This window comes from Acinetobacter tandoii DSM 14970 = CIP 107469, from assembly GCF_000400735.1.
Classification (GTDB): Bacteria; Pseudomonadota; Gammaproteobacteria; order Pseudomonadales; family Moraxellaceae; genus Acinetobacter; species Acinetobacter tandoii.
In genome coordinates this window covers 127,860-149,677 of sequence record NZ_KE007360.1, presented here as the reverse complement: position 1 = coordinate 149,677, position 21,818 = coordinate 127,860, and the positions used below count along the sequence as shown (strand labels likewise).

The following is a 21,818-nucleotide window of genomic DNA, read 5'->3' as shown; positions in this document are numbered from 1 at the left end:
GCCTAGTGCACCAGTTTTCTAAGACCTTCACTCCACCTCATTCACTCGAAGGTCTTAGAAATTTTCAGGTGATTCAGAGTATTCTGTCTCGCCTGAATCTCCTCAAAAATGCATGATCCTCTCGAATATCTGAATCATAAATATAGTTAATTACGATGATTCCCACGACATCAACTATCATCAAAATCAAAACAAATCTTTTTAAATCAATATAATAACAAAAGAAAAAAACTGGATTCAAGCCACTTTAATACTCGCTATCCACTATGGCATAGCTTGTTTGTAGCCCTCTCTTCACCGTTAATAGCCTCATTGTGAATTGATTGAATGGAATTCGCTGTGAGCACAAAAAATACTGAATTTACCACTGAAGTGGCAATCCTTGGCGCTGGTCCTGTAGGGCTTACGCTTGCAAATTATTTAAGCAAGCAAGGGGTGCAAGTCACCGTCATTGAACAACTGGATCAACTGATCGATTATCCGCGTGCCATTGGTATTGATGATGAAGCTTTGCGCACGATTCAATCACTTGGACTGGTCGAGCAAGTTTTACCGCACACTACTCCCAATCATGCTATGCGCTTTTTGACCCCAAAAAGTCATTGTTTTGCCGATATTCAGCCTTTAACCCGTGAGTTTGGTTTCTCACGCCGAAATGCATTTATTCAACCGCAAGTCGACAATGTACTGCTTCAAGGACTAAAGCAATACCCACAAACCCAAGTGCTATTTTCTCGTCAACTGACTGAGTTTAGCCAAGATGCTCAATCTGTCACGCTTAAAATGCAAAATAAGCAGGGGCAAAATGAAGTCGTTAAAGCTCAGTACCTGATTGCTTGCGATGGCGGCAACTCTGTTGTGCGTCGTACTTTAAATATCGGCTTCGATGGTAAAACAGCACCAAATCAATGGATTGTGATTGATATTGAAAATGATCCATTGGCAACACCACATATCTATTTATGCTGTGACCCAGTACGCCCATATGTATCGGCTGCATTACCACATGGTATTCGCCGTTTCGAATTTATGGTGATGCCTGGTGAAACCCAAGAAGAGCTCAGCAAACCAGAAAACATCAATAAACTTTTGGCAAAAGTATTACCCAATACTCAAAATATTGAAGTGATCCGTCAACGTGTTTATACCCACAATGCTCGTATTGCAGACGAATTCCGTGTAGATCGTATTTTACTGGCAGGTGATGCTGCCCATATTATGCCTGTCTGGCAAGGTCAGGGGTATAACAGTGGTATGCGAGATGCCTTTAACTTAGGCTGGAAGATGGCATTGGTCGTAAAAGGAAAAGCTGGACCTGAACTCTTAGATTCATACCAAATTGAACGTAAAGATCATGCCAAGGCGATGATTGATCTTTCGGTTATGGCGGGTCATGTACTGGCACCACCGAAAAAATGGCAAGGTTTTGTCCGTGATGGGATTGCTTATGCACTTAATTATATTAAGCCAATTAAACAATACTTATTGGAAATGCGTTTTAAACCCATGCCGCAATACCATGATGGCGTGTTGATTCAAAATAAGCTGAAAAACTCACCTGTCGGTAAAATGTTTATTCAGCCAAAAATTGAATTGGTTTCTGGTGAACAAGTTTTATTAGATGAAATCATTGGCAATGACTTTGCGATTCTGGCTTGGGGTGTAGATCCGCAATGGGGATTGTCTGAGACAAGCTTGCAGCAATGGAAAAAATTGGGGGTGAAATTCATTCAGGTTTTACCTGCTGTTCAGCTACAAAACGAAAAGCGCAAACAATACGATGGTGTCATTTGTGTTGGCGATATTGGGACTGACATTCGGACTTGGTTTGGTCGTACCAATGACTCGATGGTGATTTTACGCCCTGATCGCTTTGTCGCAGCCCTCGCAATTCCACAAAGTGTCGATCAAATTAGCCAAGCCTTGTTCTCAAAACTACATAGCAAAGCTTAAGTTATTTGAATTATCTCCCCCTGTAAAATGACAAAGCCCAGAACATATTCTGGGCTTTGCTCACTCATCAAAACAATTATTCAAAGGCATCAAACCAAGCGATTCCTTGTAGCGAAGCTCGAGTTTTCATCTGTCTTAAAAATGGTTTCGCTTCTTCAAAATACGGAATCAACTTAAACGACATGGCATACACCAACCAATATGCCAAATATAAATCTGCCGCGGTGCACTTTTCTCCAAGTAAATAAGGGTTTGCCTGACTTAGACCTTGCTTTAAAAATTGGAATAATCGTTGCTCATCGCCAAAACTTAAGCCCATTTTCTTACTTTCAATCAGATCATCAGCAACATTCAAGTTTTTAATGTCCATATATTCAGTTAATGGACCATGAATGTAGAACAGCCACTTTAAATAAGCTCCGCGCTTCGGGTCATTCAGTGCGGGAGCAAAATCCTGCTGAATATATTTATCTGCCAGATAGGCAATAATTGCAGGTACTTCAGTGATGACAATGTCGCCATCTTTCAAACAAGGTACTTTTGCCATGGGATTAATGGCTAAATATGTTGCCTGATGCATCTCTTCATAGCTGATATTTATCAGTTCGACCTGATCTTCAATCTTTAGCTCTTTGAGGAATGGTAAAATGATATTACCGCGAGATTGCGGATTGGTATAAAGCTGCATCATTGTTATTGCTCCACTATTGTTATTTTGCGCTACCTTAGCATAGCTTAGCTCATCACTGCGTAGCGATTCTGTCATCCATGACCTAGAATTGGAGCATATTTTCAGTGCTGAATTAGAAAATTCCAGTATAAAATTGTTCTTTTAAAATTTTTAAAATCAGTTCAATCGCTTCACTACGCTGCTCTTTACGATAGCTGGCATACAAACCAATGGTCGGCAAAGGTTCAATGGTATTTTTTACCACAATTTTATCGCCCAATAAGGGAATCACATAAGCAGGCACCAAACTCCAACCTACACCCATTCCCACCAAATTCACATTTAAAAGAATGTTGGTTGAATGCTGAACTACATTTACATTGAGTTTGGATTGTTTAAAAAAGTCCTGAATAATTTTATAAAGTTGAGGCGAAGCCCCTTCATCGCTGATAATAAAATCTTGCTGATTAAAACTTTTGATACTGACGTGACGCTGTGCTGCTGCGGCTGAATCTTTAGGCACAATGAGTGCCAATGGTTCATTAAAGATTTGTACAAATTCCAATTCACTCGATTCATCAACATAACGGGTAAAAGCAATATCAATGTCGCCTTTCTTTAAGGCTCTGAATTGATCTGCATCAGTCAAACTATGGAAATGAATTTTTAAATCAGGAAAATGCGCCCGAATATTGGGCATGATGTAGGGAAAAATTTTCATTTCTGCTACAGGTACAAAACCAATATGCAATTGGTCTTTGCTAATATTTGCGACTTTACGCGCATCCTGAATGGCTTTTTCTGCATGCTCCAAACTGAGCAAAGCTTCTTTTAAAAATGCTTTCCCTTCTTCTGTTAATTCCACTTTACGGTTAGAGCGAACTAATAATTGCACCCCAACCTCTTGCTCTAAATCTTTAATTTGCTGGCTTAAAGAAGGTTGCACGGTACACATGCGCTGTGCTGCTTTGGTAAAATTTAACTCTTCAGCCACTGCAACAAAATAGCGTAAATGACGTAATTCCATCAGTGTTCTCCTTCCTGTTGAACAGATACAACCTTAGCTGCCACTTTTACTCGATACACCATCAGTGTAACTAAAGTCATCATGGCACAAAACAGATAAGTCACAGCATAGCCCCAATAGGCAATTAATACGCCCATAATGACGGAACCCACCGCTAAACCTAAATCAAACAACGTAAAGTAGGTCGAAATTGCATGTCCAATCCGTTGCCTTGGTACACTCTGAATCGCAACAGTCTGCAAGCATGGAAATAGCGTGCCATAACCTATACCAATGAGAACTGCTGATAACCAGAGCACCCACGGTTGATTCAACTGACTCACCACCGCCAAACCAATCGCAAATAGTATAAAGGACGGATAAATCACCACACTGGCACCTTTTTGGTCAAACCAACGTCCTACCCAAGGTCGAACCAAAATCATGGAACAGGCAAAGACCAGAAAAAAACTACTGGTGTACGCCATCAACTGTTTGGTTTCAGTATAAGCTGCAATAAAGCTCATCACACTCGAATAAGCAAATGCAGTTAATAACGCCACCATCCCCACTGACAGAACTCGAAACTCAATAATATCGTGTCGTGTTAAACTGGATAATGATGGCTTGACTAAAGACTGGCTGTCTTCATCATGAATAGGAATACACAAACAGAAAATAAATCCTAGCGTCATCAGTCCCGATAAAATGGCAAATAACACTGTAAAACTGGCATATTGGGTAATGGTTAAAGCCAATAAGGGGCCAAACACAACCCCTAAATTGGTCGACATGACAAAATAGCCCATGCCTTCGCCTTTGCGTTGCTCAGGAATAAACTCATTGGCAACAGGTACCGTGACTGTCGTTAAAATACTGAACCATATGCCATGAATAAAACGCACCAATAACAGGCTCCACATGCTGTCGATACATAAATAACTAAATGCAAACAGCACAAAGAATAATTCTGAGCCACGAAAACTGAGCTTCTTGCCAATTTTTTCCGAAATCAGTCCTGAAAATGGACGTACCAAAATGGATGAAATCAGAAATAATGTCAGTGCCAAGCCTGCTTCTTTGACTGTGCCACCCAAATCTTTCATGATGTACACAGGTAAAATTGCCAGCAAGGCAAAATAATAGGTAAATAAAAATAGATTATTTAAAACACAAAATATGAATGCCCGATTCCATAGCCTGTCTACACATAGTGCCGATTTCATTTATGGACTCACTTTCTTGCCAGCATTCACACGGGCAGGTTGTAGCACCATGTCCAGCAATGCCTGAATATAAGCATCATCAGGCTGATGATTAAAGAAGATCATCTGATAATGAATCGGTGCATATAAGGTATCCAGCATCAGTTCAAATGGATAATCGGCACGAATCTCTCCATTTTGAATGGCCAATTGAATTAACTTGCGGGTCGCTTCACGGCGGGGTAATAAATACTGGCTAAAGAACTCCCCTGCGGCTTGACGATGCTCGGATAACACCACCAATAATGCTCGTCCTATTGGACGATTTAAAGCATGCGATAACTTGAGTAATTGTTGTTTTAAATTAAATTCCAAACTTTGTGCATAATCCAGTTCAAATACCGAAGCCGTTTCCTGCTTAAATGCTTCAAAGACCAAGTCAGATTTATGTTTCCACCAACGGTAGATGGTGGACTTACCCACACCTGCCCGAGCAGCGATCTCTTCAATTGTCAATTTACTGTATTCATAATCTTCTAAAGCTGTGATTACAGCATCTAAAATACATTGCTTACGACGTGAAGATTTTTCTAACTCAGACATAAACCACCATAAATCGAAACGATACGTATCGTTTTATATTAATGTAATTTCACTGGCTAAACTAGAGGATTAAGACTAAGGACTATAAATCAGTGACATAAAAAAACCCGTAAGTTAGTACACTCACGGGCTTCGCTTGAACACAGTTAAATTTTAACTGGCTGCTGAAGACTTTTTATAAATACTACAAGAAGGGTGATGATTTTCCTGCAAACGAGCTACTTTGCGCTGTTCTGCAGCTTCAAAACGACAACGCTTCCATTCATTGCTTAAGTCTAATGGTGGAATTTGTTTAGGCTTACCTGTTTCGTCCACTGCAACCATGGTGAAGTAGCAGCTATTGGTATGTCGTACCGTACGCTTTTGAATATTTTGTGCTTCTACACGAATACCGATTTCCATAGAAGTACGGCCTACGTGGTTTACACTGGCAAGGAAAGTGACCAATTCGCCGACATGAATCGGCTCTTTAAAATTCACTTTATCAACTGATAGTGTCACAACATAACTACCCGAATAGCGACTTGCACAGGCATAAGCCACCTGATCCAGCAACTTTAAAATAGTTCCACCATGAACATTACCCGAGAAATTTGCCATATCTGGAGTCATCAATACAGACATGGTCAACTCCGACTGATCATCTAAAATTGGAGTAATTTGATCTAATGGGGACATCGCGTTCTCTAGACTCTTGCAAAGATAGTAGAATATGTACGCATTATTATATAACTTTTGTCATAAATAACATGTTCAAATCGGCAATTAAGTCATCACTATTATTTATAGTGATTACCATATCATTCAGTAAAATATATATTAATGCGCTCAACTTTAATATAAGCCTATAATTTTATTATATTTATATTAAAGACATTCAATAATGATCATAACTTAATCACCGACCTTATCTTCGCAAAGTTCTATTTCAATGACTTAGAACCTGAAAAAAACACTCCACCAGCAGAAATGAGAAAGTGAAAGTTTTTGAAAATTTTAAAATTGGATGAATTTAGACAGATCAGTTGAAAATGACATTCTGCTTAAATTAACTGGTCTCTCCACAAGAAACGGGCTAATCGTTGTTCTTATTTTCACGCGCTCGATAAAATGAATTAAAACAGTAAACTCTAATGTTTCTGAGTGGCACAAAGCTAGTTTTGAACAGAATATTGAGGAATTTTATAACCGCGTGAATAATTCTGTTGATCGAAGACTTTCAGAATATTGCTTAATTGTTTATCCGCAGCATTCATACCTGCCTGCATGGTTTCTTCACGCCCTTTGATATCAAAGATATGCGCTTTTTCACGTAAATCTGGCTGAATGACAATATCAGCATGTTTTAATTCTTCTTGAGCCAAACGATTCTGCATAATGTTGATATTTTGGTTAAAGAGACCCCAAACATTCTTGGTTTCGGTATGTTCAGGTTGCGCCAAAATATCTACAGCTATCACAATATCTGCACCTAATTCCCGAGCAACATTCACAGGCACAGGGCTGACGAGTCCACCATCGACATATTCCTCTCCTGCAATTTTTGTGGGAATGAACATACTGGGGATAGAAACTGAGGCGCGGACTGCTTGTCCCGTATTACCATAATTGAAAACTACTTTTTTACCTTCTTTTAGCTCAGTCGCCACTACATACATTGGCGTTTTTAAAAGTTCCAATGGTGTGTCGAGCACTTGTTCATTAACATAATTTTCAACTTTTTGACCGTCAAAGAAACCCGTCATTGCCAGTTTTATATCACGGACATCATTGGCTTTCATATTCAGCGCAATCTCACGTAATTGTTGGGCATTTTTCCCACTGGCATAAATTGAACCCACTACACTGCCTGCACTGGTGCCCACAATCAAATCTGGATGAATCCCGTATTGCTCTAGCACCTGAATTACGCCAATATGTGCATAACCACGTGCACCACCACTACCCAAAACCAATGCCACAATCGGACGATGTTCTGTTTGTTTGAGTTTTTTGAAGTCGATACGATTCGCCTGCACTTGAGCTTCAGCAACTATAGGTGTAGTTGTTGGCTGGACAGAGGGCAATAATGATGACTGAGCCATACTCTGCCCCGAGAACATTCCCAAAATAATGCCAATAACTAAACTAGATTGAAGCGGTTTCAAGGTAGGTAAACTCTCTGATCGTGACTCATAGTTATTCTATGCAAAATAGATGGTTTCACTGTTGCATTTCGTAAAAATGAAACCTTAGCTCATTAAGATAATGAATAAAAAACGTAAAATCATGAAGACTGTGCTGCATTTTTGCAATGTGGTTTCAATGTGCTAGGTTAAAACCTTTATCTAATCAGATCATCATCAGCAAAATAAAAAAGCCAGCCTTGCAGATGCAGACTGGCTTTTTTAGTATCAGGTAATCTTTTTTATGACCAGATATCTGAATCGACTTTTTTCTTCAACTCTGGATATTTATTAATTTTAAATTCTGGTTCTTTAATACCTTGTTTTAATTGCTCGCGGTAATCTTTCAACAATGTGCGTGCCATCGGTGTTAACAATAAAATTGCAATCAGGTTAATGGTTGCCATGATACCCATAAACAAGTCAGCCATTGACCAAACGAGCGGAACACTACCAATTGCACCGAAGTACACCATCACCAATACAAAAATACGGAAGATGAACATGACTTTCGGGTTGTTATTAATAAACTGTACATTACCTTCTGCATAAGCATAGTTACCGAGTACAGCTGAATAACAGAATAAGAATAATAGAACTGCAAGGAAGTCTGACCCCCAATGTCCCACTTGAGTCTCTAATGCACGTTGAGTTAATTCAACACCAACAAAGCCTGCCTCTTGGTATACACCAGAAACCAAAATGATGATTGCTGTACTTGTACAGACAATGAACGTATCTACAAACACACCCAGCATTTGTACCAAACCTTGGTTTACAGGATGTTTTACATCAGACGCAGCCGCTGCGTTTGGTGCAGAACCCATACCTGCTTCGTTTGAGAACAAACCACGTTTAATCCCTTGCATCATCGCCATAGATATAGCAGCACCAAAGAAACCACCTGCCGCAGCATTAAAATGGAAAGCTTCAGTCACAATCAGCTTTAAAATATCAGGCAAAATTGCATAGTTACTGATTGCAATATAGAGAGCAACAGATAGGTAAAGACCTGCTTTTAAAGGTACAAACATCTCTGCAAATTTAGCGATACGCTTAATACCACCAAAAATTGCCAATGCCACTAAAACGACAAGCGCAAGACCAACCCAAGAGATTTCTAAATCAACACCACCTAAATGAGCAATAAGATTGGCTTTATCCCAACCCCATGCATGTGAAGATGCATTAGCAATTGCATTGATTTGTACTGAGTTAAATACAAAACCGTAAGTAAAGATTAATGCTAGTGCGAAAACCACGCCAAAGGTTTTACTACGTAAACCTTGGGTAATGTAGTAAGCTGGTCCACCGCGGAACTGTTTGCTCTTGCTATCTCTAACTTTAAAGAGCTGAGCAAGCGTAGACTCAATAAAAGCCGAGCTCATCCCAAGAACAGCGGTTACCCACATCCAGAACACTGCACCAGGACCACCAATTGCAATAGCGATTGCTACACCAGCAATGTTACCTACCCCAACACGGCTCGCAAGACCTGTTACAAATGCTTGGAAAGGTGTAAGACCATGCTCATCTTCGCCTTCTGTACGACTGCTTTTCATCACTCGGATACTTTGCAAGAACATGCGAATTTGCACTGCACCTGTTAAGACCGTATAAAAAATACCGACAGCCAGTAAGAAAATAACTAGGAAATCCCATAAAGGGTCATTAAAAAATTTTACCCACGACATCAGTGTGGCATTGAGTTGTTCGTTCATTTCCTTATTCCTAAAGACTCAGCAGATAGTATTTCGCAATTCAAAAAAGGCCTTGTGACCAAGACCTTTTGCTTTCTCTTAAGCAAAGAACTTAAGAATAATTTGAATAACAGTTGCGTTGATTAAGTCAACGAAGAATGCCCCACAAAGTGGAACAATCAAAAATGCTTTATGTGAAGCGCCATACATGTTCGTGATGGCTTGCATATTGGCAACCGCAGTCGGTGTTGCCCCCATACCAAAACCACAATGACCCGCAGAAAGTACGGCTGCATCGTAATTTTTACCCATGACTCGGAAGGTCACAAATGCTGCATACAATGCCATAGTGATGGTTTGCGCACCTAGAATCACAACCAATGGGCCAGCAAGGTCTGCAAGTTGCCATAATTTCAGCGAAAGTAAAGCCATTGCTAAGTACAGAGAAAGTGATGCATTACCAAACACATCAATCGCACGGTCAAAGATATTTACTTTGAATACACCTTCAAGGATGTTACGAAGAATTACGCCTCCACCCAGAGTCCAAACAAAAGTTGGTAATTCAAACCATGTACCCTTACTAAAACCTGTCATGAACTCGGCAAAAGCCAGACATGCGGCGAACATCCCTAAGGTAGTGATTGCATTATCTGCTGTAATTAAGCGTACTTGATGCGGATATTCAAACGGCGCAGACTCTTCCGCCTCTTGGTCTGTCATTGGCGTATGATCACGCTTCTCGATCTGAGCATCTGTATTGGCTTGAGCAAGTTGATAGCGATTAATCAACATTTTCGCCAATGGACCACCAATTAAACCGCCGATGATTAGACCAAAAGTCGCACTTGCCATACCCAGTGCCAATGCACCATGAATGCCATGCTTAACTTCTAAAATTTCACCCCAAGCACCCGCAGTACCATGACCACCTGTTAAAGTAATTGAACCTGCAATTAAGCCAATGAGTGGATCAATCCCAAGTAAAGTCGCCAGACTTATACCAACAAAGTTCTGTACCACAATGAATGAAGCAACAGCGATCAGGAAGATCACCAAGCCCATGCCACCCTCTTTAAGTTTAGAGAAGTTTGCACTTAAACCAATCGAAGCAAAGAAAATCAACATGAAACTGGTTTGCAACTCGCTACTGGTACTAATGCTGAACCCCCAAATGTTGTATACAACAAGAGAGAGAACAGCCGCAACTAAACCACCTGCCACAGGTTCAGGGATATTATAACGACGTAAGAAGTCGATGCGATTCACAAGGAATCGACCCAACAACAATACAATGACTGCTGCAATCAGTGTATAAAACGCATTAAAAGTAAGTGCCATAATTCTTGTCCGTCAATTTTATCTGTTGTTATACAGATAAATAATAACGCTCTATGTCAAAAAAGCTGCAATTCGCTTTGTACAAACAGTGAAACACGCGGCTGGTACAAAGCGTTTGTAGTTTGACTTTTAGAGCAAGAGTTTTTAGAAATCGTAACGTGTCATAACACCAACGCGATTATCTTTCCTTATTTCCCAGCGAAAGTTTCTCGCTTCCCTTAGACATATTTCATCCCTAGCGTGACTGGCATCATATTGCGCCAACCTTGTTGCAAGGTCTTAATCTGTATTGCATCTGTGGATGCTAAGTTGTCAGCAAAGTTATTCATATCATTTGCCAACATAAGGCCATCTCCTAAAGTACTCTGAGCCTTAGGATGGAATTGATAAGTTGTGTTTACGGTTGTTGCAGCAGAATGAACCGGTGTTTTCTCAACAACTGTAGATATTGTCGTTTTTAGTTTTATTGTGTTGCTTACCAATGGTGCTTGTTTTACTTGTGGAAAATTTTGTTGAATCAAAGCTTTTAATACTTCGACATCCACGCGTAATTGTGCAATTTCCTCTTGCTCAGCAGACGCTGCATGAGTCACTGTCATCATCAAAGTTGCCATGGTAACTGCCAAACTTTGACGAATTGCAGGCTTCTTCATGAGGGATAAACTCATTCTAAGCTCCTTGTTCGTTTGGTAATTTGCAAGTGATAAATCTATTTACATTGGGTAAACACAAATAGAGCTATACGACAATATCAATTTTTTAATCAATATCTATCAAAAACGAAAGCGCAACATTATGCTTAATTTTTACTAAAAATCTTATTATTTTTTTTAAACTCTACTTTAAGTGTTTCTAATTTAATCTACTTTCTGTTCAGGAATTATCTTTTTGTACCTTTTGTTTTAGGTTAAGTAGTTGTTTAAATAAACAAAAAAAGAGGCATAAGCCTCTTTTTTTGTTTGAACAGAATATTTAGAAATTATACAGTGCAACCACGTTTACACGGTTTTCTTCACCTGTTTTACTAGTTAAGGTTGGTGTAGAGAATGTTTCACGTTCACCGTAGGTATATTCAAGACCTAAACTCACTGGTTTGATTGGGCTATAAAATACATTCGCCCAAGCTTGCCATAAGTCTTTGTTTAATGCAGCAGGGTTCGCTGAGGCATTAATATAATCCAAGTCCTCATCATGAGTCATATAACCATAACCCAACGTGCCACGCCACTTTGGATTAAACTGCTGAGTAATACCGACCGTAATTGAATCAAATTCACTTTGTTGAATATTCCCACCAGGTTTTTCAATTGAATAACCAGGGTTCGACCAAGAGACAAAACTACTATCCCCTTTGACATGGTAGTAATCAGCTTTTAAGGTTGTACTTGGCGTTACATTATATTTTGTTCCTAAGCCTACGCCCCAAGCCACTTTTTCATCATCAGAAGTTTGCTTGTCTGCTACCATAGTACGTGCTGAAATAATACCAGCATTGTTGGCAAATTTATGATTCAAACGTGCTGTGAGTGCTGGAATTCGCATTTGGTTATCTGGATCTGAACCTAAAGTAGTACCCGAATTATCGCTATATTTAGAATCTTCCAATGCAAAGATCAAGTTGGTTTCTGGACTAAAAGTACTGGTATAACGTACTTGTGGCGTACGCTTAACAGCACCACCCACATAGCCTAAAGCATCAATCGTTTCTGGCATATAATCAGGCACAGCAAAGTTTGACCATGTTTGACCAATGAGCCAGTTAGCATAAGTTAAGTATGCATGACGGATACGTAAAGTATCATTGCTACCCAAAAAGTCGACTTCGACTTTACCAGCAACATCCCCCGCTTGAGTTGGCGTCTTAAAGTCAAAACCTAAACGTGTTGCAGCCAAAGTCGATTTGAAAATATCGCTATTGCCTGTTGTCCCTTCTAAAGCAGCTTTATTAATTTGGTTATATGGATGCGCTCTGCTTGGGCCACCATCAATTTGATAAGTTGCATCTGCGCGAACATTGCCATAGAAATTAACTTCAGCCCCACCTACTGTAATCCCTAAGCCTTTTTTTTCTGCTACTGGTTTTGCAGGTGCAGGTTGAGCAGTTGCCTGAACCTGATAATTCTGCTGCTGTGTGTTCATTTGCTTTTGCTGCTGTGCATATTGCTCTAACATGCCTCGCAACTCTTGAACTTCTTTACGTAATTGTTCAACTTCCGTATTGGTATCTGCCTGTACAGTTCCTGCTGCAACCACACCCATCGCTAATACTAACGTTTTTAAACGTACAGATATCTTTTGAGTCGTCATCCTAAATTCCCTATCCATCACAGTTTAAATTATTGTTTGTTCATTCCACTGAACATTTCTTGAGCCAAAATGTGACAGATAAGTGTTATATCGACTATATATGCTTTAGTCGAAGACTATTTTTTTGTTTTTTATATAAATTACCATTCCGTTTGCAACAAAATTAAGACTAAGTCTTTGTCTTTTCGATATAAGTATCGAATTATTATTCATAAATAGTGAATCATAATTCATTATTTTAAAAGTAACGTTTAAATAAGATGATGATTCTCATCAAAAGCAATACCTTTAAGGTATTGAAATCAACCTATTAGATGTGGTTTTTTCTTAAATTAATACCTTTGAATTTCCTATTTCCACGTGTAATTCTTTAACGCATATTTCACAATATCCTGCTTATTTACTGAAATAACAAAGTCAGAACATCAATACAAACATCGAACTACTGCTGTAAATACGACATTTAAACTTCACATGTGTGCAATGCTTTAACCTTCTCGCTATATCATCTCTAACCAAACTTAAACATCAATATTTAAGTCAGTCATAAGATCTAAAATGCTTTGAATACAATGCATGCTCAATACAACCTTATGGTATAAAAAAAGGCGCAATTTTAATTACGCCTTTTGTATTCGCTTAAAGACTAAATCGGTTGCTTAAAGGTATCGCAGTCTTTCAAGTTGCCTGATTTAAGACCTGCTTGAAACCATTTCATCCTCTGCTGACTAGAACCATGGGTGAAGCTGTCAGGAACAACCTGCCCAGTTGATTGCTTCTGTAAGTAATCATCTCCAATTTTATGCGCAGCATCCATCGCTTCTTCAATATCACCCTGTTGCAAAAATTGAGTGCGCTGCTGGTTATGATAGGCCCAAATACCTGCTAAACAATCGGCTTGTAATTCTTGACGCACGGACAATTGATTCGCTTCAACTTTCGAAGTCTGCGTGCGTGCTTTATGAACCTGATCAGAAATTCCCAAAAGGTTCTGCACATGGTGTCCAACCTCATGTGCAACCACATAGGCTTGAGCAAAGTCCCCAGCTTGATCTTGACGAGTTAATTCAGTCTGGTTTTGTTCACCACCAATGCCCATTTGCTGACGCATATCTTTAAAGAAAGTCGTATCAATATAAACTTTTTGATCGACTGGACAATAAAACGGCCCCATAGCCGCTTGTGCCGCACCACAACCTGAATTCACAGCCCCAGTAAACATGACTAGTTTTGGTGCGGTATATTGCTGATTCAATTGCTGTTGAAACACCACATTCCAAGTGTCTTCGGTATCAGCCAAGACTGTTCCAACAAAATCCATGGCTTCTTGTTGCTCGGGCGTTGGATTATCTAAACCTTTGGTTTCCGTACTGACCGAAGCTTGTTGTGTCACTTGTTGCGTGACTTGATACGCTTGCTGCGGATCTACTCCAAAAAATTTCCACGCGACAAATGCAACCACCAAGCCAAGAATACTGAAGCCACCCATTTTGCGACCTGCACCACCGCCACGACGGTCTTCAATATTGCTACTGACACGACGACCTTTCCAACGCATAGCCTTATTCCTTATTTTTATGAAGTAGACCCTTTAAGCTTAAGCCTGTTTTGAGTTCGGCCAAATCTTTTTAAACACAGTTAGTACAAGAATCACCGCCAAGCCTGCGGTAACACCAATCATCAAGTTAATTAAAGTTGGCGTTAATGCACCGACAATACTGCCAAAGTTAGGAATTAACTCTAAGTGATCAACTGTATCTTCTGTAAAATGATGGATAAGCGGTACCGCATGATTAATAATCCCTCCGCCCACCAAGAACATTGCAATTGTGCCAACTACAGTTAATGTTTTCATGAGCTTAGGTGCAAAAGCCAATAAAAAGTGTCCTACTTTCTGTTTCGCATTCGAGCTTTGTTGAGTTAGGTACAGCCCAATATCATCAATTTTGACAATCAATCCGACAAATCCGTATACCCCAATAGTCATTACAATCGCAATAATGCTGAGTACCGTCAATTTACTCATAAACGTAGCTGTTGCTACTGTACCCAAAGAAATCACCACAATTTCTGCTGACAAAATAAAGTCGGTACGAACTGCACCTTTGATTTTCTCTTTCTCATAAGTAACGAGGTCAGTTTCAATAGTGTGAAGTTCTTCTTCTGCCTCCTGCTCATTGGTCGCCTTTCGATGTTGCAAACTGTGTAAAACTTTTTCCACACCTTCATAACATAAGAATAGACCACCAATCATCAATAAAGGATTAATCAGCCACGGCGCCACTACACTAATTAACAGTGCCAGCGGGACTAAAATCAGTTTATTGACAAAAGAACCCTTCGCGACACTCCAGACTACAGGCAATTCGCGTTCTGCTCGTAAACCGCTGACTTGTTGCGCATTGAGCGCCAAGTCATCCCCCAAAACACCCGCTGTTTTCTTGGCAGCCACTTTGCTCATGACAGCAACGTCATCTAATACAGTCGCAATATCATCTAATAATATTAATAAGCTACTTGCCATTATATTTATCCTAAGAAATTTGCTCTATTTTAATGGGATCTGAAGAAAAAAACTGTATTTACCTGATGATTTATGTTCGGATTTAATTTTTTTCTACTTCTATTTTTTTCTGACTGACATTAAAAAAAATTATGCCGTACAATGTAGCCCATTAATTGACTGCAGATGTAGTAAATACACTACTTTTTGGAAAAGAAAATGAGTAATCAAGATAATCGTCCAGTCATTTTGACTGGCGACCGTCCGACTGGGCAACTTCACTTAGGTCATTTTGTTGGTTCATTACGTTCACGTGTGGGTCTACAAGATTCACATCATCAACATCTTTTATTGGCTGATGCACAAGCATTGACTGATAATGCAGACAACTTTGAAAAAGTACGTCGTAATATCCTTGAAGTTGCAACAGATTACTTAGCTGTTGGTATTGACCCAACCAAAACTACCATCTGTGTTCAATCGTGTTTACCTGCGTTAAATGAACTTACGATGTTGTATCTCAACTTCGTGACCGTTTCACGTTTAGAGCGTAACCCAACCATTAAATCTGAAATTCAGATGCGTGGTTTTGAACGCGATATTCCAGCAGGCTTCCTATGTTATCCAGTCGCTCAAGCTGCTGACATTACCGCATTTAAAGCCACTGTTGTTCCTGTTGGTGAAGACCAAATTCCAATGATTGAACAAACCAACGAGATTGTTCGTCGCATCAACCGTCAAATCGGTCAGGACTTATTACCAGAATGTAAGGCACTACTCTCTAATATGAGTCGTTTACCTGGCTTTGATGGTAAGGCAAAAATGTCAAAATCTTTAGGTAATACGATTGTGCTTGATGCCAGCGATAAAGACATTAAAAAAGCCGTAAATGCGATGTATACCGACCCGAACCACCTGCGTATTGAAGATCCAGGTCAAGTTGAAGGGAATATCGTATTCACTTATTTAGATGCTTTTGATCCGAATAAAGAAGAAGTCGAAGAATTAAAAGCACACTATCGTCGTGGTGGTTTAGGTGATGGTACGGTGAAAAAACGCTTGGAAGGTGTGTTGAAAGAATTAATCGGACCAATTCGTGAACGTCGTATCGAACTTGCTAAAGACCCTGATTATATTATGGATATTTTGAAAGCAGGCACAGATAAATGCCGAGATATTACACAACAAACTTTGGATGAAGTGAAGTCAGGTTTAGGTGTATTCCACTTCTAAATACATTTGAGTAACATCGCAAATTAAAGGTCTTTCATAAGGCCTTTAATTTTTTAGAATAAAAAAACATCGCCCCAATCACAAGACTCTCCAATTATTAACGTGATTTAACATGAAGTAACGTGATTGCTCATGACCTTGAGACTCATTACGATTAACATTCTCCCATGATTTAGGAAATCCTAAATTGTTAACATTTCTCCTTAACCGAACTGTGCAAACAGATTCGTTGTTCTACGCAATGGTCACCCCAATCATTGCGTATTTTTTTGCCTAAAGTTTTTTAGACTTATTCTCATTTCGATGCTATCTTATATATTAAAGAATAAATTTGTATTTTATTTGTTATAAATATCATTAAAAAAAGAGAATTCGATCATGTGGGAACTTGTGACGCACCCGTCAAATCTCATTTTTAGCATTTCAATATGCCTTCTCTTTCTCTTTGCCTTTTTTGAGCTAACGTTATTGTTACTGGGTGGAGGTACTCAAGGTATTCTTGACCAACTTTTACCTGCTGATCTCACTTCACCTGAAGTCGATATAGATACTGAAGCCAGTTGGTTATTACAGGTATTGGACTGGTTATATCTGGGGCGTGTGCCTTTATTAATCTGGTTTATTATCTTTCTCACGATTTTTGGTTTATTTGGGCTACTACTACAAACAATTGCTCACTTATTTACAGGAGCCTATTGGAGTGCTTGGCTTTTAGCACCTGCAAGTTTCTTTTTGTGTATGCCATTGGTACGTTTCACCGCAAAAGTTACCTCAAGAATTTTACCGCAAGATGAGACTACAGCAATATTTAGTGAAGAATTGGTGGGGCGTACGGCGGTCATTGTGATTGGTATTGCTAAGCCTCATTCCCCTGCTCAAGCCAAAGTCAAAGATCAATTTGGACAAATTCATTATATTCTGGTCGAACCAGAACAAGAAGATGCTTTTAAACAAGGTCAACAAGTAGTTCTGACCCAAAAAACAAAAATTGGCTTTCAAGCCATACGTTCTGAAACTTAACAACACTTAAATTTTGAGTATACGATGCTAAATTCAAATCTTATCAATTTGTTACTAATTGCAGGCATTATTTTTGTCGCAATTATTGTTATTGGCTTTATAGTCGCCCGTTTATATCAACGTTCAAGTAAAGAAATTTCATTTGTCCGTACAGGATTTGGTGGCGAGAAGGTCATCTTGAATGGTGGTGCCATCGTTCTGCCTGTATTGCATGAAATTATTCCAGTAAATATGAATACTCTTCGACTCGAAGTGGTTCGTGCAGAAGAACAAGCCCTCATTACACGTGATCGTATGCGTGTCGATGTAATGGCAGAGTTTTATGTGCGGGTAAAACCAACTGCTGAATCTATTGCAACAGCAGCTCAAACCCTTGGTCGAAAAACCATGTCACCCAATGAACTTAAAAATTTGGTTGAAGGTAAATTTGTTGACTCTTTGCGCGCAGTCGCTGCTGAAATGGCGATGGAAGAGCTACATGAAAAGCGTGTAGATTTTGTACAAAAAGTTCAACAAGTCGTATCAGAAGATTTATTCAAGAATGGTTTAGAGCTTGAAACAGTCTCTTTAACTGGTTTAGATCAGACCAGTTTTAAATACTTTAACCCGCAAAATGCGTTCGATGCAGAAGGTTTAACCAAACTTACAGAAACCATTGAAGACCGTCGTAAAAAACGCAATGTAATTGAACAAGATGCAGATCTTGCAATTAAAACTAAAAACTTAGAAGCTGAGCAAGCACGTTTACAAATTTTACGTGAAGAAGAGTACGCCAAATTACAACAAGAACGTGAAATTTCAGTCCGTCGAGCAGAACAGCTTGCTGAAATTGCAGCACAAGAAGCAGCTAAAAAACGTGATGCAGAAGAAGCACAAATTGCAGCTGAACGTGAAGTTGAATTAAAGCGTATCGCTTCTGCCCGCGATGTAGAAAATGAAAATATTTTGAAAGCTCAACTTATTCAAAAAGCTCAGGTCGAGCAAAAAAAAACCATTGAATTGGCAGAGCAAGATCGCGCAATTGCGATTGCTGAAAAGTCTCGCGCAGAATCAGAAGCCAAAGCTCAAGCAGACCAAGCTCGTGCTCAGGCAGTTAAAGCAGAAGAAGAAGTTCTCACCGTCCGTGAAACGCAACGTGCTGAACGTGAAAAAGCGGTTGAATTGGTTGCAGCAAAACAAGCTGCTGAAAAAGATGCGATTGCGATTACTGTTGCGGCTGAAGCTGGTAAAAAAGCAGCGGTGGACGAAGCGGAAGCAATTCGAATTGCTGCGGAAGCTGAAGCTGAAAAAGCCCGCCTACACGCCAAAGGTGAAGCAGATGCCAAAGTTTTACTGGCACAAGCTATGGAAAAACAATATCAGGTTGATGCTGAAGGTACTCGTGCCGTGCATGAGGCAAATAACACCTTATCGTCTGAGCAAGTTGAAATGCAAATTCGACTGGCTTTACTGAAATATCTACCTGAAATTATTCGCGAAAGTGTTAAACCAATGGAAGGTATTGATGATATTAAAATTTTGCAGGTCAATGGTTTAGGAAGTGTTGCACATCCTCATGGTCATGAATCGACTCCTGAACATTCAACTGCTTCACTGTCCGATCAAGTCGTGAATAGTGCTTTACGCTATCGTTCACAAGCTCCATTAATCGATAGCCTTATGAGTGAACTTGGACTGCATGGTGGTGATATCAATGGTTTGACCCAACAACTGAAACCGCAAAGCAAAGTATAAATTCCATTTATAAAATTAAGCGCAACTTAAGTTGCGCTTTTTTCATCAAAATATTACATATTGCCACGTCATACTCAGTTAAAATTCAACCTTATAGGACCTAAACACAAGGACCATGCATGCATCTTACGATCTATCCTGCTTTGTGGTTTGATAATCAAGCGTTAGAAGCATTTGAATTCTATTGCTCAGTTTTTCCAAACAGCATAGTCCTTGAACATAATCAGACAGTCGTAAAAGCATCTTTGTCCAATCAATGCTTTATTGGGATAAATGGTGGTCCCTATTTCTTACCTAATCCAGCCATCTCTTTTACAGTGATTTGCGATAGTCGCGAAGAAATTAACGCGCTATGGCAAAAACTTATTCTCGGCGGTGCAAGCATTATTGATCTCGGTCATTATTCTTGGAACGCTTATTATGGTTGGGTTCAAGATCAATTTGGCTATACCTGGCAATTACAACTAGGTAACGGAGGTAAAACACAACAACACATTCTTCCCAATTTATTATTTTGTGGTATGCATCAGAACCAGTGTTCGCAAGCCCTACAATACTATCAGAAGATTTTTCCAGAATTTCAGCGCCATCAATTGCTTCGCTACCCTTCTGGTGACTTTGAAGGAAAAATACAAAATAGCATTTTTAGCTTGAACCACCTGAAATTTATAGCAAAAGATAGCCCCCATAAGCATATTTTTGATTTTAATGAATCCGTTTCTTTTGTGATTCCGTGTAAAACACAGCAAGAAATTGATTATTACTGGAATTATTTTACCGAACATGGTTCGGAAAGTTGGTGTGGCTGGTGCAAAGATGTTTTTGGTATTAGTTGGCAGGTCATTCCAAAAAACCTTGCACAAATCTTAGCGAGTCATCCCGAAGCCTATTCAACGCTAACACGTATGAAAAAAATTATTATCGAAGATTTACTTATTTCAAAAAATGAATAAAAAAATATTCGTGCATTTTAGAATAACTGTACCCAAAAGATTCGAATTAACTGCCCTCGATCATAGGGAAAATTTGACAAATATTCATAGCCAAGTTTATTACGCTTATTTAATTTAATTTCAATACCATAACCAAATGATATCTTTAAGGCATCTAAATCTGCACTGTTGAATTCACCTGTTCCTAGTTTATTGGTGAAATTTTCAGAATTATAAGCGGTATAATTAAAAACTCGAATATATTCATTTTCATAAAAGTCATTATTCGCTACGCTATAGTCATTTTCTTTTTCATTATGCTGCTCCGCAAGATACTGATAATAATAAAAAATTTCATCACCAATAAATTCATCCATGTAGACGTCTTCATTTTCAGCCATAGCAGCACTCATCAATAGAATAATCAGAGCGAATATCCTGAAAAAGAACACATAAACATGTCTTAACATCTGCAATACGGTGTCGAAAAAATAGAATTTTATGCATAAATATAGCATAGTTAAACAACATCACATACCATGCCAAATTAAACTACAACCCTGATTTTTCAGAAAATAAAAATCCTATTAAAAAAAGGCTTCATCATATTGAAGCCTCTTCTCACTTTAAAATAATTATTTTCTGGATTAGAACTGTTTGGTCAAAGAGAATACGACAGTTCCTTTCATAATATTGGCATCACTATCAATATTATTGTCAATCCATACTAACTCTGAATTTAACCCCAAAACTTCTGCACCTAAACCAATTTTATAGTCAAAATAATCATCTTGCTGACCATCACCACCAAATGCTTTAGCAAACTGTTCGTTGTCTTCCAGTTTGGTATAGCCCAAGCTCGAAACAAGTTTAATATTTTTATACACTGGAAATTTGTAACTGGTATTCAAATAGATTTCTTTACCTGATTTAAAAGCGAACTCAGGTGAGTAAAACACTCCTGCTGTAAAATAGTCACCACCCTTCATTAAATCACTATGATTATAATTCACGCCAAACTCACTAAAATCGGTGTGATATTCTTTGATCGTGCCAGGATAATTCACATCGGCATAGTTAATATCTAGGAATGATTTTTCGGTGATGGGTAGAATATAGCCCACAAAGAAGTCAGCTTCGACATTCCCTCCTGCCCCAACATCCGCATTCGATGCCCATAAACTTAGATAGACGCCTGATTTATGCGAAAAGTTTAAAGCCCCTTGAACGGCAGGATCACGATTCGACATAGACACTCCACGGAAGCGATAATCCGTCAACATTGCCATAGAGCCTGCAACTGTAATTGCAGGTATTGATTCAGAAGTCGTTGCTTCCTCTGCTAATACTGAAACTGATGACATTAAAAGTGATACAGTCAACAACCGTTGAACACATGATTTAAACATAGATTCCCCCAAATCTTAAGATTTGCCACATCAAAGT

The 21,818-nt window shown here is 39.1% G+C and carries 19 protein-coding genes; 5 read left to right on the top strand and 14 right to left on the bottom strand.

Features of this window, described 5'->3' with window-relative positions; all coding sequences use genetic code 11:
- Positions 1 to 327 precede the first annotated feature (327 nt).
- Positions 328 to 1,953 (top strand): bifunctional 3-(3-hydroxy-phenyl)propionate/3-hydroxycinnamic acid hydroxylase, encoded by a 1,626-nt coding sequence (locus tag I593_RS01635; protein ID WP_016165846.1) that lies wholly within the window; start codon positions 328 to 330, stop codon positions 1,951 to 1,953.
- Positions 1,954 to 2,029: 76 nt separating this feature from the next.
- On the opposite strand, the gene I593_RS01630 is transcribed toward I593_RS01635, so the two are convergent.
- The 12 genes from I593_RS01630 to I593_RS01575 all read right to left on the bottom strand — a co-directional run bounded on the left by I593_RS01630 (position 2,030) and on the right by I593_RS01575 (position 15,474).
- Complete coding sequence (locus I593_RS01630; RefSeq protein ID WP_026441303.1) at positions 2,030 to 2,641, bottom strand: glutathione S-transferase family protein; 612 nt, start codon at positions 2,639 to 2,641, stop codon at positions 2,030 to 2,032.
- 115 nt (positions 2,642 to 2,756) lie between these two features.
- Entirely contained in the window at positions 2,757 to 3,650 is an 894-nt protein-coding gene (locus tag I593_RS01625) for a LysR substrate-binding domain-containing protein (RefSeq protein ID WP_016165844.1), read from the bottom strand.
- Positions 3,650 to 4,855 (bottom strand): MFS transporter, encoded by a 1,206-nt coding sequence (locus I593_RS01620; protein ID WP_016165843.1) that lies wholly within the window; start codon positions 4,853 to 4,855, stop codon positions 3,650 to 3,652. Before I593_RS01620 ends, I593_RS01625 begins: the two co-directional genes overlap by 1 nt.
- The gene (locus I593_RS01615; RefSeq protein WP_016165842.1) at positions 4,856 to 5,437 is read right to left on the bottom strand and encodes a TetR/AcrR family transcriptional regulator; all 582 of its coding nucleotides are present in this window, start codon (positions 5,435 to 5,437) and stop codon (positions 4,856 to 4,858) included. It abuts the gene before it with no gap.
- Between the two features lie 153 nt (positions 5,438 to 5,590).
- Positions 5,591 to 6,115: an acyl-CoA thioesterase gene (locus I593_RS01610; protein ID WP_016165841.1), complete on the bottom strand. Its 525-nt coding sequence runs from the start codon at positions 6,113 to 6,115 to the stop codon at positions 5,591 to 5,593.
- Positions 6,116 to 6,591: 476 nt separating this feature from the next.
- Positions 6,592 to 7,521: a patatin-like phospholipase family protein gene (locus I593_RS01605; protein ID WP_228130553.1), complete on the bottom strand. Its 930-nt coding sequence runs from the start codon at positions 7,519 to 7,521 to the stop codon at positions 6,592 to 6,594.
- A 323-nt stretch (positions 7,522 to 7,844) separates the two neighbouring features.
- Positions 7,845 to 9,323, bottom strand: a complete 1,479-nt coding sequence (locus I593_RS01600; protein WP_016165839.1) for an alanine/glycine:cation symporter family protein — start codon at positions 9,321 to 9,323, stop codon at positions 7,845 to 7,847.
- Positions 9,324 to 9,401: 78 nt separating this feature from the next.
- Entirely contained in the window at positions 9,402 to 10,643 is a 1,242-nt protein-coding gene (gene gltS / locus I593_RS01595; RefSeq protein ID WP_016165838.1) for a sodium/glutamate symporter, read from the bottom strand.
- Between the two features lie 218 nt (positions 10,644 to 10,861).
- On the bottom strand, positions 10,862 to 11,311 hold the full coding sequence (locus I593_RS19700) for a hypothetical protein (RefSeq protein WP_016165837.1): 450 nt from the start codon (positions 11,309 to 11,311) through the stop codon (positions 10,862 to 10,864).
- A gap of 304 nt (positions 11,312 to 11,615) precedes the next feature.
- Positions 11,616 to 12,950 carry a DcaP family trimeric outer membrane transporter gene (locus I593_RS01585; protein ID WP_016165836.1) on the bottom strand — a complete coding sequence of 445 codons (1,335 nt, stop codon included), beginning with the start codon at positions 12,948 to 12,950 and terminating at the stop codon, positions 11,616 to 11,618.
- Between the two features lie 646 nt (positions 12,951 to 13,596).
- The gene (gene ypfJ, locus I593_RS01580; RefSeq protein ID WP_016165835.1) at positions 13,597 to 14,508 is read right to left on the bottom strand and encodes a KPN_02809 family neutral zinc metallopeptidase; all 912 of its coding nucleotides are present in this window, start codon (positions 14,506 to 14,508) and stop codon (positions 13,597 to 13,599) included.
- 39 nt (positions 14,509 to 14,547) lie between these two features.
- Complete coding sequence (locus I593_RS01575) at positions 14,548 to 15,474, bottom strand: DUF808 domain-containing protein (protein WP_016165834.1); 927 nt, start codon at positions 15,472 to 15,474, stop codon at positions 14,548 to 14,550.
- A 198-nt stretch (positions 15,475 to 15,672) separates the two neighbouring features.
- On the opposite strand from I593_RS01575, the gene trpS reads away from it, so the two are divergent.
- From trpS to I593_RS01555, 4 genes are all read left to right on the top strand, one after another.
- Positions 15,673 to 16,686, top strand: coding sequence for a tryptophan--tRNA ligase (gene trpS, locus I593_RS01570; protein WP_016165833.1), 1,014 nt, complete (start codon positions 15,673 to 15,675; stop codon positions 16,684 to 16,686).
- 378 nt (positions 16,687 to 17,064) lie between these two features.
- Positions 17,065 to 17,706, top strand: coding sequence for a YqiJ family protein (locus I593_RS01565; protein ID WP_016165832.1), 642 nt, complete (start codon positions 17,065 to 17,067; stop codon positions 17,704 to 17,706).
- Between the two features lie 24 nt (positions 17,707 to 17,730).
- Complete coding sequence (locus I593_RS01560; protein WP_016165831.1) at positions 17,731 to 19,440, top strand: flotillin family protein; 1,710 nt, start codon at positions 17,731 to 17,733, stop codon at positions 19,438 to 19,440.
- Positions 19,441 to 19,583: 143 nt separating this feature from the next.
- Positions 19,584 to 20,393 (top strand): VOC family protein, encoded by an 810-nt coding sequence (locus tag I593_RS01555; protein WP_161635108.1) that lies wholly within the window; start codon positions 19,584 to 19,586, stop codon positions 20,391 to 20,393.
- A gap of 17 nt (positions 20,394 to 20,410) precedes the next feature.
- On the opposite strand, the gene I593_RS01550 is transcribed toward I593_RS01555, so the two are convergent.
- Positions 20,411 to 20,773, bottom strand: a complete 363-nt coding sequence (locus I593_RS01550) for a hypothetical protein (RefSeq protein ID WP_016165829.1) — start codon at positions 20,771 to 20,773, stop codon at positions 20,411 to 20,413.
- Positions 20,774 to 21,019: 246 nt separating this feature from the next.
- Entirely contained in the window at positions 21,020 to 21,781 is a 762-nt protein-coding gene (locus tag I593_RS01545) for a TorF family putative porin (protein ID WP_016165828.1), read from the bottom strand.
- Positions 21,782 to 21,818 lie beyond the last annotated feature (37 nt).

Bases quoted from the DNA above. Each gene is read 5' to 3' on its own strand.
- I593_RS01635 (WP_016165846.1), top strand. From the start codon at position 328: ATGGAATTCGCTGTGAGCACAAAAAATACTGAATTTACCACTGAAGTG.
- I593_RS01630 (WP_026441303.1), bottom strand. From the start codon at position 2,641: ATGCAGCTTTATACCAATCCGCAATCTCGCGGTAATATCATTTTACCA.
- I593_RS01625 (WP_016165844.1), bottom strand. From the start codon at position 3,650: ATGGAATTACGTCATTTACGCTATTTTGTTGCAGTGGCTGAAGAGTTA.
- I593_RS01620 (WP_016165843.1), bottom strand. From the start codon at position 4,855: ATGAAATCGGCACTATGTGTAGACAGGCTATGGAATCGGGCATTCATA.
- I593_RS01615 (WP_016165842.1), bottom strand. From the start codon at position 5,437: ATGTCTGAGTTAGAAAAATCTTCACGTCGTAAGCAATGTATTTTAGAT.
- I593_RS01610 (WP_016165841.1), bottom strand. From the start codon at position 6,115: ATGTCCCCATTAGATCAAATTACTCCAATTTTAGATGATCAGTCGGAG.
- I593_RS01605 (WP_228130553.1), bottom strand. From the start codon at position 7,521: ATGGCTCAGTCATCATTATTGCCCTCTGTCCAGCCAACAACTACACCT.
- I593_RS01600 (WP_016165839.1), bottom strand. From the start codon at position 9,323: ATGAACGAACAACTCAATGCCACACTGATGTCGTGGGTAAAATTTTTT.
- gltS (WP_016165838.1), bottom strand. From the start codon at position 10,643: ATGGCACTTACTTTTAATGCGTTTTATACACTGATTGCAGCAGTCATT.
- I593_RS19700 (WP_016165837.1), bottom strand. From the start codon at position 11,311: ATGAGTTTATCCCTCATGAAGAAGCCTGCAATTCGTCAAAGTTTGGCA.
- I593_RS01585 (WP_016165836.1), bottom strand. From the start codon at position 12,950: ATGACGACTCAAAAGATATCTGTACGTTTAAAAACGTTAGTATTAGCG.
- ypfJ (WP_016165835.1), bottom strand. From the start codon at position 14,508: ATGCGTTGGAAAGGTCGTCGTGTCAGTAGCAATATTGAAGACCGTCGT.
- I593_RS01575 (WP_016165834.1), bottom strand. From the start codon at position 15,474: ATGGCAAGTAGCTTATTAATATTATTAGATGATATTGCGACTGTATTA.
- trpS (WP_016165833.1), top strand. From the start codon at position 15,673: ATGAGTAATCAAGATAATCGTCCAGTCATTTTGACTGGCGACCGTCCG.
- I593_RS01565 (WP_016165832.1), top strand. From the start codon at position 17,065: ATGTGGGAACTTGTGACGCACCCGTCAAATCTCATTTTTAGCATTTCA.
- I593_RS01560 (WP_016165831.1), top strand. From the start codon at position 17,731: ATGCTAAATTCAAATCTTATCAATTTGTTACTAATTGCAGGCATTATT.
- I593_RS01550 (WP_016165829.1), bottom strand. From the start codon at position 20,773: ATGGCTGAAAATGAAGACGTCTACATGGATGAATTTATTGGTGATGAA.
- I593_RS01545 (WP_016165828.1), bottom strand. From the start codon at position 21,781: ATGTTTAAATCATGTGTTCAACGGTTGTTGACTGTATCACTTTTAATG.